Annotated in this window: 9 protein-coding genes and 1 pseudogene; 2 read left to right on the forward strand and 8 right to left on the reverse strand. The window is 61.1% G+C overall.

Features of this window, described 5'->3' with window-relative positions; genetic code table 11:
• Together AWB81_RS25395 and AWB81_RS25400 are read left to right on the forward strand one after the other, a co-directional pair.
• On the forward strand, nt 1–673 hold a 673-nt coding region (locus tag AWB81_RS25395; protein WP_144444182.1), incomplete at its 5' end, for a group II intron maturase-specific domain-containing protein.
• A gap of 111 nt (nt 674–784) precedes the next feature.
• Nucleotides 785–1,225 (forward strand): annotated as a pseudogene (locus tag AWB81_RS25400) (transposase); the annotation flags it as partial.
• Between the two features lie 276 nt (nt 1,226–1,501).
• Here AWB81_RS25400 and AWB81_RS25405 read toward each other — a convergent pair.
• The 8 genes from AWB81_RS25405 to AWB81_RS25440 form a co-directional block, all read right to left on the reverse strand.
• Nucleotides 1,502–2,995: a mannose-1-phosphate guanylyltransferase/mannose-6-phosphate isomerase gene (locus AWB81_RS25405; protein ID WP_062639308.1), complete on the reverse strand. Its 1,494-nt coding sequence runs from the start codon at nt 2,993–2,995 to the stop codon at nt 1,502–1,504.
• A 48-nt stretch (nt 2,996–3,043) separates the two neighbouring features.
• Nucleotides 3,044–3,997, reverse strand: a complete 954-nt coding sequence (locus AWB81_RS25410) for a glycosyltransferase family 2 protein (protein WP_062639309.1) — start codon at nt 3,995–3,997, stop codon at nt 3,044–3,046.
• Between the two features lie 42 nt (nt 3,998–4,039).
• Nucleotides 4,040–4,531 (reverse strand): acyltransferase, encoded by a 492-nt coding sequence (locus tag AWB81_RS25415; RefSeq protein ID WP_374730513.1) that lies wholly within the window; start codon nt 4,529–4,531, stop codon nt 4,040–4,042.
• Between the two features lie 106 nt (nt 4,532–4,637).
• Nucleotides 4,638–5,894: a glycosyltransferase gene (locus AWB81_RS25420; RefSeq protein ID WP_062639311.1), complete on the reverse strand. Its 1,257-nt coding sequence runs from the start codon at nt 5,892–5,894 to the stop codon at nt 4,638–4,640.
• An 18-nt stretch (nt 5,895–5,912) separates the two neighbouring features.
• Nucleotides 5,913–9,242, reverse strand: a complete 3,330-nt coding sequence (locus AWB81_RS25425) for a methyltransferase domain-containing protein (protein ID WP_062639312.1) — start codon at nt 9,240–9,242, stop codon at nt 5,913–5,915.
• Between the two features lie 78 nt (nt 9,243–9,320).
• On the reverse strand, nt 9,321–11,210 hold the full coding sequence (locus AWB81_RS25430) for a glycosyltransferase family 2 protein (protein ID WP_062639313.1): 1,890 nt from the start codon (nt 11,208–11,210) through the stop codon (nt 9,321–9,323).
• Nucleotides 11,211–11,214: 4 nt separating this feature from the next.
• Nucleotides 11,215–11,961, reverse strand: a complete 747-nt coding sequence (locus AWB81_RS25435) for an ABC transporter ATP-binding protein (protein WP_062639314.1) — start codon at nt 11,959–11,961, stop codon at nt 11,215–11,217.
• Nucleotides 11,962–11,971: 10 nt separating this feature from the next.
• The gene (locus AWB81_RS25440; protein WP_062639315.1) at nt 11,972–12,754 is read right to left on the reverse strand and encodes an ABC transporter permease; all 783 of its coding nucleotides are present in this window, start codon (nt 12,752–12,754) and stop codon (nt 11,972–11,974) included.
• Between the last annotated feature and the right edge of the window lie 43 nt (nt 12,755–12,797).

Below are 12,797 nucleotides of genomic sequence, written 5' to 3' on the forward strand. Positions count from 1 at the left end.
CATCAGTACCGAGCCCAGCAGTGTCATTATCGACGACGCGGAGGTGTGCTTCCGGCGTACCTACGGCTGTAGTACTAAAGACATTCTGGAGCAGAACGTACTCCCTGCGGTCAAGCAGTTCCTCGCTGTTCGGGGTCTGGAACTCTCTGAAGAGAAAACCAGAGTCACCCACATTGCCGATGGGTTCGATTTCCTTGGGCAGAACGTCCGCAAGTACGCGGGTAAGCTGCTCATCAAACCGGCCAACAAAAGCGTGAAGGCACTTCTGGATAAGGTTAGGGAAATCGTGAGGCAGCACAGGAGCGCCACACAGCGGAACCTGATCGTACAGCTCAACCCAGTGATTCGGGGTTGGGCCATGTATCACCGTCATGTGGTCTCAAAAGCTCATTTTACGTCGGTAGATGCTCACATCTGGCGCCTCTTGTGGAAGTGGGCGATGCGTCGGCATCCCACGAAAGGCACGGGCTGGGTGAAAAACAAATACTTCCGCGTAGAGGGGACCCGTTCCTGGGCGTTTACTGCCCGGTCACAAGCCCACGGGGTAACCCGGCTGTTTCGGGCTGCGGCGGTTCCGATTGTCCGTCACGTGAAAATACGTGGCCAGGCCAATCCGTTTGACCCTGCGTGGGCGTCTTACTTTGCCCGTCGTCGAACTACGACTGACGATTGATTGCCCGGTACCAACGCTGGTGCTGGTGAATGGCTTGAGCCGGATGCGGGGCGACTCGCACGTCCGGTTCTTAGGGGGCGGTGGCGCAGTAATGCGCTACCGCCACCCGACGTAGGCGTGGACGCAGAGTCAGGCCTGGTTCACACGGTCATCGGCACGGCGGCTAACGTGCACGACCTCAATGCGGCACCCGCTTTGTTGCACGGCGAGGAAACCGACGTTTATGCTGACGCCGGATACCAAGGCATCGAAAAGCGTGAGCAAACAGGCTCGGTTCGATGGCATGTTGCGATGCGGCCCAGCAAGCGAAGAAAATTAAACTTGAAGGATCCTGTCGATGCAATATACGACGAGATCGAACGACTGAAGGCCGGCATTCGGGCGAAGGTCGAGCATCCCTTCCGAATTCTCAAGAGACAGTTTGGCTACGTGAAGACGCGATACCGGGGGTTAGCGAAGAACACCGCTCAGATCACCACGCTATTTGCGTTGGGCAATTTATGGATGATGCGAAAGCCGCAAGATGAACCATTGCGTTCGATTTGCAGATGAGGACCTCGCCAGCGAATTCCATTAGGGCCAGCAGGCAGATACCAGCCTGCACAAAGGGGCCGGACATAAGCGTGCTGCCTAAACCTGCCAGTCAACATCGTGGAACTGTTTGCAATCCGGGAGGCGTCCACATAAGAGCTTCCTTAACAGAATTCAAAGGAAAATGTGGGTAATTGGAAGACTGCCGTAACGCTTACCTTGAATGTCAATAGGTCGCTGATGTCACTACCCAATGGTCGTTGAGGCATTTCGATAAGCACGCGTAGATTACCGTACTCACGACCTACCGTAAGAATCCTCAAACCTCACAATATCGTCCTCGCCCAAATACGACCCGGATTGCACCTCAATCATCTCGAGAGGCAGCTTTCCCGGATTTTCGAGCCGGTGAGTCTGTCCTAGCGCGATATAAGTCGATTCGTTCTCGGACAAGAGGAAGCTTTCCTCGCTTCGTGTGACGCGGGCCGTGCCGCGCACGACAATCCAGTGCTCCGAGCGATGGTGATGCATCTGCAACGAAAGGCGCGCACCGGGGTTCACGACGATACGCTTCACATGGAAGCCCTTCCCTTCATCGATCGAATCGTAGTAGCCCCATGGCCGATACACCTTCCGGTGAAAATTCGCCTCGGCCCCCTTCTCGCTCCTAATACGCGACACGATCGCCTTGACGTTCTGCGCAGAGGAACGCTTCGCGACGAGGATCGCGTCGGGCGTTTCGACCACAACCAGGTCGTCCGTGCCAACGCACGCGATCAATCGCCCTTCCGAATGAGCAAGCGTGTTCGACGCGCCCTCAAGCATTACGCGGCCACGCGTGACGTTACCGGCTGCATCCTTGGGGAGCGCCTCCCAGACGGCATCCCACGCGCCGACATCCGACCAGCCCGCTTCGAGCGACACCACGGCGGCTACGAACCCGGAGCCCGGTTCGGTGACGCGCTCCATGACGGCGTAATCGATCGACTGCGACGGACACGCGGTGAACGACGCCGCATCGACACGCAGGAAATCGACGTCGTGCGTATTGCCCTTGAACGCTTCGACACATGCCACGTAAATCAACGGTTCAAACTGTTCGATCGCGCGCAACCAAACGGACGCGCGCAACACGAAGAGGCCACTATTCCACAGATAGTCGCCGCTCTCGAGGTACTTCTGCGCCAGTTCGAGAGACGGCTTCTCGACGAAGTGGTCGAGTTGACGAACGTTGCGCTCGTCCAGCGCCTGTCCGACGCGCAGATACCCGTAGCCAGTTTCGGCCCGCGTCGGCACGACACCGAGCGTAACGATATGACCAAGGGCCGCAACCCCGACGGCATCGGCGACACGCGCGCGAAACGCGGTTTCGTCCGTCACCGCGTGATCCGCGGGCATCACGACCATGATCGCGTCGTTGCCTTCAGCGACCAGCGACAAGGCGGCGAGTGTCAGCGCCGGCGCGGTGTTGCGTCCCGCGGGCTCAAGTATGATCTGCGCCTGAACGTTACTTTGGCGCAACTGCTCGGCCACGTTGAACCGGTGATCTTCGCCGCAGACGACGACGCTGCGCGCGGCCACCGGATGGCTCGAGCCCAGGCCGACGAGACGCCGCGCGGTCGATTGCAGCAGGGAGTCGTCGCCCAGCAGGCCGATGAGTTGCTTCGGAAACTGTTCGCGCGACAGCGGCCACAGGCGCGTGCCCGCGCCGCCCGCGAGTATCACGGCTTGCACGGGAAGGCGATCGGCCAGCGCCTTTGCTTGATCGGGGACGGAAGATGGAATGCTCATGTTTCGTAATCGAAATGGATGCGTGACGGACCTCGCCGCCGACGACGTTCAAGCCGACGCAACTGCCTGGCGAAAAGCCGTTCCGCGCTTCGCGTCCGTCGCATATTCATAAAACGCGGTACGCGTCGCGAATGCCGGTCGAACGGTCTGGAAGAAGCACAGCATGTCGCTCATCTGCTTGTTGCGGAGCACCGTGGTGAATGCCTCGAAATCGCGTTCGCCGAATTCGGGCGACAGCAGGCGCGGCCCGGACTGGTACAAAGCATCGGCGATCACGGCCGCAATCTCGACGCGCACGCGCGCCAGATCTTCCTTGATCGTGTTGCCCTGATGCACCCGATACACGATGTGTTCCTCGTTGAGATCCAGAATCACTGAACCAGATTCGAACGCGAACATCAGGAAGTCCAGGTCGTGGCAGTAGCGCAGCGGCTGAAAGCCGCCCGCAGCGTCCCACATGCGTCGTGAAAACACCATGTTCGAGGTGGTCGCGACGTAGTTCTCGTTCACGAGCGACAACTGCGGCAGGCCGTACCTGTCGAGGAAAGACTTCGAGCGCGCGAGCCAGTCGACAGCGACGCCGCCGCGCTGCGGGACGCCCGCGTCGTCCATGATTCCGACACCGCCCGCGATCAGCTCTGCGGCGCCTCGCTGTGCGATCAGCTCGCGGCAACGCTCAAGCTTCTTCGGTGCGAACTGATCGTCCGAGTTGAGCACGGCGACATATTGCGAGCGGCTGATGCCGATGGCCCGGTTGATCGTGTTGTGCGCGCCAGCGTTTTCCTGCCGGAACGCGCGCGCGCGCGGTGTTTTGGCCATAACGCGCTCCGCAATCTCGAAGCCGTTGTCGGTAGAGCCGTCGTCGATGAGGATAATCTCGTCGGCAGGGGAAGTCTGTTCGAGCACGCTTTCGAGCGTCGACTTGATGTACCTGCCGTGGTTGTAGAGCGGCACCACCACCGAAATGGAAGGCCCTTCGTTCTTCTTGAGGAACTTGAACATGGATGTCTCGGAACGTGCCACGGGGCCGTTCTTGTCAAAAAGCTATTGAATGTCAGTGTCGAAAAACGGGAAATAGCGCGACCGGTAACGCAAGTCGCGCGACCTGTCCTTGATATAGTGCGCTGGATTGCCGCCGACGATCGTATAAGGCGCGACATCGCGCGTCACGACGGCGCCCGCACCGACCACAGCGCCCTCGCCAACGGTAACACCGGGACAGATGATGGCGCGCGCGCCGATCCACGCATGATCGCCGATGACTACTGGCTTGCACAGGCAGACGAAGTCCGGGTTCTGCGGATCGTGCGTAAGCGTCTGAATCAGCGTGTAGTGCGAGACGTTCACGTTATTGCCGATCTTGAGCGGCACGCGCCCGTCGAGGTACGTGTAGCGGTTGATCACCGTGTTCGAGCCGATCTCGATGTGATAGCCGGTCACGAAGCAGCCCATCGCGATGCTTGAATCCGCACCCATGCGGACCATGCAAAAGCGCCGCAGGAACCAGTGCCGGATGCGATACGGCATGTAGTTCATGAACAGATGGTTGCCCAGGTAGAAGCACACGGCCGGCTTGAAACGCCAGCGCAGGAAGCGCCACACCCGGCGCACTCGTTCCACGACTCGTCCGCCTGGTGACGAATTAACGGCGTTGCTCACGTACGACCTCCTCTATGACCTCTTCGTATCGGCGCACGATATCCTTGAAATCATAGGACGTATAGATCTTTGTACGTCCCTGCTTGCCGCGCGCGGCCCATTCCTGGCGGTAATTCGCCATCGTCTCCATTGCTTCGACAAGGCGCGGCGTGATCGCGTAGTCGCGCGGCGCGTAGGCAAGCTGATCGAGTGTAACCGAGTCGAGTTCGGTGGTATCGCCGTATTCGTTGGGAACCAGAATCCCGATATCGCCGTTCTCGATGACTTCCGCCGAAGCACCCGTGTCGGTCAAGACCATCGGCTTGCCATAGAACATCGCTTCGTTCATCGCGATGCTCCAGCCTTCGATGAACGACGGCAGCAGGAACGCGTCGGAAATGCGGTGTACGTCGGCGACGTCGGCGATGTAGCCGGGCATCAGGATGTGCTGCTCCAGTCCTTTGCGGCGGATGAGATCCGTGAGCGCCTCGACGTGCGGCGCAAACACCGGGTTGCCGACGCACAGGATCTTGATGTCCTTGCGTTTCGCCACGATGTGCTTCATCGCGTCGACCATCACATAGTGGCCTTTGTGCAAGTTGTACGACGCGACGTTCGCGAACACATAGTCCGTCCCGGCGATGCCCAGATCCTCTCGACGCAGCGTGCCCGGCTTTTTCTCGCGCGCCTCGTGCTCGCTGATGATGAGCCCATTAGGCACGGTGATCACCTTCTCAGGCTTCACGCCGAGCTTCGCGGCGGCATAGCGGGTCGCGTTCTTCGACACGGAGATATAGAGATCTACGTACCTGTCGTTGTCGGCGAACGCACGCGCCTGCTCGGAGGAGAAGAAGGCGTACACGTTATGGATGAACGTAATGTTCCTGATGCCGAACTGTGCGAACAGCGGATATCCGACATATGAGAAGTGCGACATCGCAAGGTCCGGCTGGATCTGCGAGAGCAACTGAACGTACGCGTTCAGCGTGTCGCGTTCCGGTAGTCCGATCACGCGCAGCCCCGCCTCGCGCGCCACGGCACCGAGGTGGCCCACCTTGCCCGCGGTGACAATGGTCACGTCGAAACGATCGCGATTGAACGCGATGGCCGAATCCAGCACGACTTTTTCGAGGCCGCCCTTGTCGAATGACGCGAGCTCGATCAGCAGCCTGAGCTTGCCCGGATCGATATCGGGCCGCTCGAAAGTCATGGGTTGTGTCTTCGGCGCGAACAGGCGCTTCACAAGTTTCAGTACGGTCATAGCTCGAGATTCAGACTCTTAATGGGGAAGATGGCGCAGTCCGCTGTCGTCGACAGTCTCGCCGAGCCCGATCGACTCCAGCAGCGCCTTGAAGCACTGAGCGACGGTGCGGACCGAAAACTCGGTCAACGCGGCGTCGAACCCGGCATCGGCCAGATGCTGCCAAAGTTCATGGTCCTCGTGTAGCCGCACGATTTCGTCGGCCATCCGCTGCGCTGTGTCGCCCTCGAGAACGTGCTCGCCAGCAACGAGTCCCATGCCTTCGCTCGCCACCTTGCTGAGCACGCATGGCACACCGTGAAGGAGACTCGAAACGACCTTGCCCTTGACGCCCGCGCCAAAGCGCAGCGGCGCCACCGATAGCCGGACGTGATCCAGGATCGTCGACAGATCCTCCACGAATCCCACAATGCGCACGCCGTTCTGCGGTGCGTCGAGCGCGGCGACTTCCGGCGTCACGTTGCTACCGACTACCTGGAGTTCGGCGTCGGGTAAGCGCGAGCGCACGAGCGGCCAGATGTCGTTGACGAGCCACTTCACCGCGTCGATGTTCGGCAGATGTGCGAAGCCGCCGACGAACACGACGCCTCGCCGTTGCTCAAAGCTCGTCGGCGCGCGCGCGGGCAGGCGTGGAATCGGGATGCGGTGGACGTTAGCCGCCGGCATTAACCGCTTGACGAGTTCAAGCTCGACGTGACTCACCACGGTCGTCGCATCGGCGATGCCAATTGCATGCAGTTCCGAGCGACGCACCTCGAATGCATGGTCCAGCGCGGTCGCCGAACGATCGAGTACGGCCGCACGCTCTTCGCGCAGGAAATGCAGATCGACAGTGCTAAACACGAGCCTGGCGCGCGGCGCCACGCGGCGAACGGTATCGACGAGATGACTTGCGACGCTGATCCGCTGCAACATCACGAGTTCGGCCGTCACCGACTCGCGCGTGGTGAGTTCCTGCAACGCCACCATGCCGTGCGCGATCAGCACGCGGAAACCCCAGCGCCGCAGCGCGTCCGCGTACTCACGCGGCTCGGACTGCTCGAAGGCGGCGATGAAACACACCTCGTAGCCGAACGACTGGAAGATGCGCATATACCAGAACAGGTCGGCCGATCCGGAATCCTGGTCGGGCTTTGGCACGAACGCGTCGACGATGACAATCTTCGGTCGCGCCGCCAGCGGCAGCACATCCGTGGTGCCGGCGTAGTTGGCGAAGACAGTCTCGAAACGCTCGCGCAACTGCCAGCGTTGGTATGCGTCGTCCCAACTGTCACGGGCAAGCGCGGGAATGCGTGCCGCGTCGTTGACAAAGGAAAAGCGCGCGAATGGCTGACAATAGGTATGCACACCTTCGCCCGCGAGCAGAAGCGCAAGCGATGCCATACCCGACTCATACGGCGCGCCTTCGAGGAGCCGCGCGGACATGCGCCGCCAGTGGTCGGCGCGCACCATCAGGATGCCGGGCGATGCCGCCGACACTCGCGCCACCGAGGAAACGCGCGAATCATCGGCCGTGTCTCCGGCCGCGTTGGCGACCAAGCGTCCGTCCGACGAGACGCCGGAGCCGGCCGCAACGACGTCGCCGTTCGCATCGAGCAACAATCCGGTAGCCGCACCCGCGTCCGGGAAGCGGTCGAATACTTCCAGCATTTTGTCGAGCCAGCCAGGATGCGCCGCAAGTCGGTCCGACATGAGGACCAGGTACTCACCTTGCACCTCGCCGATGCAGTCTCGCACGCTGGTCAGGTACGCCGTCGCATCGACAGCACGACGGAGTTGCACGCCTCGCTGCGCGGCGGCAGGCGCATCGCCGTCCGCGATCACGACCACATCCGTCGCCTCGTTTCTAAGCGTCGAGCTCAACATGCGCAGGCTCGCGTCGAGCGTCGTCGCGCCCTTCGTCGCGATCACCGCGATCGTGACGCGCGGATGGGCCGCCTTTTCGAACGGCACGAATTCAACGTCGCGCCAGTTCGCTGGAAGCGACGTCAGCGCGCGCGCGGCCTGCTTACCGACGGCCGGTTGCGCAGGCGCCCGGCCGAGCAGCACGGCGGCGCGCTGCTTGGCCGGGCGAAGGAAACGGTTGGTCGCGACACGCACCGGTTTCGTGATCCGCCAGGAGAAAGAGCGGCGAAGCGCGTCGATCTCCGCGTTCAGCGCGCGGTTTTGCGTGCGCAGCGCGTGGACCGTGCCGGCTTCGAGCGCGTCATCGGGCGCCGTTCCGGCATCGGCATTCGCTCGAGTCCCCAGACGCTTGCCTGACGGCGAAGTCATCTTCTCGTAAGCGCCCGAGAGGGTCACGAGCGCCTGTTGCTGTTGCGCGAACTCTCCGTCCCGCTGCTGCCGTTCGGCCGACGCGCGCTCGAGCTCTAGATTGCGCTGGACGATCACTTCGTTCAGCCGAACCGTCTCGCTCGTCAGCCGGCCGATTTCGACGTCGCGCTTCAGGACGGCTTCGGTCAACCGCACGATTTCGGCGGTCAGGCGGCCGATCTCGTCCGCGCGTTGCAAGGTTTCGGTCGTCAGGCGCGCGACTTCCTGAGCCTCCCGATTCGCAAAGTCGGCGCGCGACTGGTCGTAATCATGGAACGACTTGCTCGCGTCGAGGAAGCTGCCGTCGATCTCTGGAAGCGCGCCGTTGGTTGCGAGCGCGATGAAATAAACCGGTTCGTTGATCGCGCCTGACAACTCGCAAACGCCATCGCCCTTCTGCGTCCACCATGACAGGGATTGCGCGCCGGAATGCTCGCAGACGATGATTGATCCCGCGCTCGCTTTCTGCGCGCACAGGGCGACGTTGCTGAAGCCCGATTCGAGCAGATGCAGGAATTCCGCCCGATCAAGCTCGCGGACGTGATACTCGTTAGGCTGCGATCCCGGCGGTGAATACACCGGACGGTTTGGTGTCGACACGATCAGTAGGCCGCCCGGACGCAGGACGCGTTCTGCTTCGCGAACAAACTGCTCGTGGTTGGCGAAGTGCTCCAGCGTCTCGAACGACGTCACTACATCGACCGATGAATCGGGCAAGGGAATGCGCGTGGCATTACCTGCCTCGAAGCGAAGGTTCTCACGAACGTACTGTATCCTGGCGTCCGCGACGACGCGCTCGTCGACGTCCACCCCGACGACGCTCTTCGCCTCCTGCGCAAGAAGCGCGGCACCGTAGCCCTCGCCCGACGCGATGTCGAGCACGTCCTTGCCGGCGCAGTGCGTCAGCGCAAACAGATAACGGTGATAGTGCTCGTACTGAATCGGCCCCTCAACGTGAGGAAGATAGCGTTCGCCCGAAAATTGAGCGTCTGCCCGCGGATTGCCGAAGCGAACACGCTTGACTGAACTCGTCATAGAAAAAGCCTTGGCGCGGCCATCCTGCCGCCATTGTTTAGAGTATGAGCCCTTTTGCTCGTTTCACCGATGCAGACACTAGGCGCATGGCGCGACTCGCGGCGGAAACGCCAGCGAGAACACCGCGCCCCCGCTCAAGGCGAGATTCGGATTGTAGAAAGGGTCATCGCGAACCCTAGACCCCCAGCGCTCGCGCATCCACGCCGCTTCTCTGGCGAAACGCGCCGCGTTCGATAAAGTCATGTCGCCGCCGCGCGACGCCGACTCGTGATGATAGAGATCGGCGAACGGCACATAGAGGTTGCGGTATCCGGCTGCATCGAGCTTTAGGCAGAAATCGACATCATTGAACGCCACTGCCAAGTGCTCGGCATCGAGCCCACCGACTTCGCCATACAGCGTCTTTCTCACGACAAGACACGCGGCGGATACCGCAGACAACTGCTGCGCCAGCACCGCACGGCCGAAATAGCCGCGCGCGCCGCGCGGCAACATATGATGCAGATGCCCCGCCAGATCGCCGATGCCCAGCAATACACCGCCATGTTGCAGGCGATCGTTCGGATACCATAACGCCGCTCCGACTGCACCAGACTGCGGCAACGCCGCGTAGCCGACGAGCGTGTCAAGCCAGTCCGGCGAGATCACCTCGATGTCGTTATTCAGAAGGCAAAGCATCGAACCGCGTACCTGCGACACCGCCTGATTGTTCAGCGCCGAATAGTTGAACGGAGCATCGATACGCAGCACCTTAACGTCCGGCTGCTGTTCGTAGCGCGCGAGCAGGTCGAGAGCGCGCTGCTCGCGCGAGCCATTGTCCACGATCACGATCTCATACGCGGGATAGCGCGTACGCGTCTTCACGCTCTCAATGCAGCGTTCGAGCAATTCGGCCCGGTCGCGCGTCGGAACGATGATCGATACCATCGGCGCAGGCTGCGGGACCGCGAAGGTCACACGCAGCATCGTCGAATCAGGGGCCAGTTGCCGCACGGTCGCATCAAATCCGGTGCGCGCGAGGTGCTCCTCGACCGCGCGTACCGAGGCATCGCGCGCGTACGGCTTGACATCGACGCGAGCCGACGTACTCTGCGGCGTCATCCGCCAGTGATACAGAATGTGCGGCACGTGGACCACGGCCGCGTCGCCGGCACGCTCGACGCAACGCAAGACGAGATCATGATCCTGACTGCCTTCGAATCCCGGCCGGAACCCGCCCACATCTCTCAGGAGCCCCGTCTCGAACACGCCCAGATGCGAGAACATGTTCTGACCAAGCATGAGCGTCGGGTTCCAGTCCGACTTGAAATAAGGCTCGACGCGTGTGCCGTTCGGCGCGAGCTTGTCCTCGTCGCTGTAGAGCATGCGGGCTGTCGGAAAGCGCTCGAGATACATCGCGACCATGCAAAATGCGTGCTCCGGCAGCACGTCGTCGTGATCCAGAAGCGCGACGAACTGGCCGGTCGCCAAGCTAAGTGCGTCGTTGCTCGCCGCGCAGATGTGACCATTCGACGCGCGGCGCATGACCCTTATGCGCGAATCGGTCGTGGCGTACTCGTGCAAGATCGCCCTCACATGCGGCGCGGTCGAGGCATCGTCGGCGATGCACAGTTCCCAATGCGGATAGATCTGCGCGCGCACCGACTCGATCATCTGCCGCAGATACGGCTCCGGCGTGTTGAACACCGGCACGAGTACCGAGATCAGCGGTCGCCGCTGCAAGCGTTGCAGAACCGCACCGAGCGCCTCCCGCTTCGCATCGTCCAGCGTGTCATAGCGTTCGATCCAGGCGCCGTAATTGGTGGTGTCATCACGCGTCGCCCGGTTGCGCAGTCCCGCCAGGCCTTCCCTTCGCCACACCGCCCAGCCCGCACGTAGCGCCGGTATCACGCCGCCGCGCAACTCGATAGCCTGCTGCAGCGCGCGCAGCGATCGCTGCGGAATTTGCACGAGGGCGGCAGTCCGCATACGGTCACACCTGCGCTTCGTATGCGGACACGACTTCTTCGGTCGGGCCGAATGCGCGTACGCGGCCGCGCTCCATCCATAGCACCTTGTTGCACATGCGGCGAATCTCTGCGTTCGCGTGCATTGCCAGCACTACTATCTCAGAGCGGTGATGCAGGTCCTGTAAGCGCGCCTTGGCTTTGTTCATGAAGGACGCGTCGCCGACGCCCATCACTTCGTCCAGCAGGAGGATGTCCGCATCGACGGCGGTCGACACCGCAAACGCCAGGCGCACGCGCATCCCACTCGAATACGTGCGCAACGGAAGATCCAGGTAGTCGCCGAGTTCGCAGAATTCCGCGATCTCTTCCTGCTTGGACTGGATCTCACTATCGCTCATACCGAGTAGCAGGCCGCGCAGTCGAATGTTCTGCAGCCCGGTCGAATTCTCGTCCATGCCGAGACTGATGTCCAGCAGCGGGACGATCTTTCCGTCGCACGACACCGTTCCGTGTGTTGGTGCATAGATGCCCGCCATGATGCGCAGCAGCGTCGATTTGCCCGCGCCGTTGTGGCCGATCAGACCGATGCGGTCGCCACTTTCCAGTCGCAAGTCGACGTTGTCGATCGCGCGCACCACAATGACCCCGTCGTTATCCTCGGCGATAGTGTTGCGGCGACCCATGCGCATCACCTTCTTTTTGAGGGAGCGCCCCTGCACGTCATAGATCGGTAAGTCGAGCGTCGCGCCCTTGAGTTCGATGAACGCCATGATGTTTTTCTTAAATCCAGTACGGGATGCGCTTCAGGTAGCGGCTCGTCAATGTCAGTGCAATCAGCCAGCCGACCACGGCCATGCCAATGCACACTCCCCAGGTTAGGAGGCTCGGCACCTCTCCGATCAGCGGCTCGCGCACAAGACTGAGCAGATGCGCCAGCGGATTCCATTCCACGATGAACGCAAAGCGCGTCAGCGAATTCGGGCGGTACAGCACGGGGGTGACGTAGAACGCGATCTGGATCAGCGCCTGGATGATCTGCGGCAAGTCGCGGAAGCGCGCCGAAAGCAGCGACGCCACCATAGCGATCCACATTGCGTTAAGTACATAGATCACCAGGGCGGGAATGAAGATGGGCAGTGTTTCCCAGCTCTTCACCCCGTACGCCGCAAGCAGAATCACGACGATCAGGAAATTGTGTGCCAGGATCACCATGTTCCGCCACACGACTTGCAGAATGTAGATGAGCTTTGGCGTTGAGGCCTGACGGATGTAGGTGCCGCTTACTATGTAAGCATTGCTTCCCTCGGCGACGGTGCTGGCGAGCATTGTCCACAAAACCAGACTAATCGCCAGGAAGGGCAGGTAGTCGCTCATTTTTTGGCCGAAGAGCGCACCGTAGACAACGCCGATCGAACCGATCATCACGCCCATGCTAATGGTCAGCCAGAACGGTCCGAGCCGCGAACGAGCATAGCGTTGCCGTACCTCAAGCCAGCCCAGAAGGGTCCAAAGTCGCCATGAAGCGATACTTTGTTTCAAATCGACAAGTGCAAGATTAAACATTGAATATCAGAAGAATGACTGCGGTTGCCGTTTGTGACGGATC

The sequence above is a fragment of the Caballeronia arationis genome, from assembly GCF_001544975.2.
GTDB classification, from domain to species: domain Bacteria; phylum Pseudomonadota; class Gammaproteobacteria; order Burkholderiales; family Burkholderiaceae; genus Caballeronia; species Caballeronia arationis.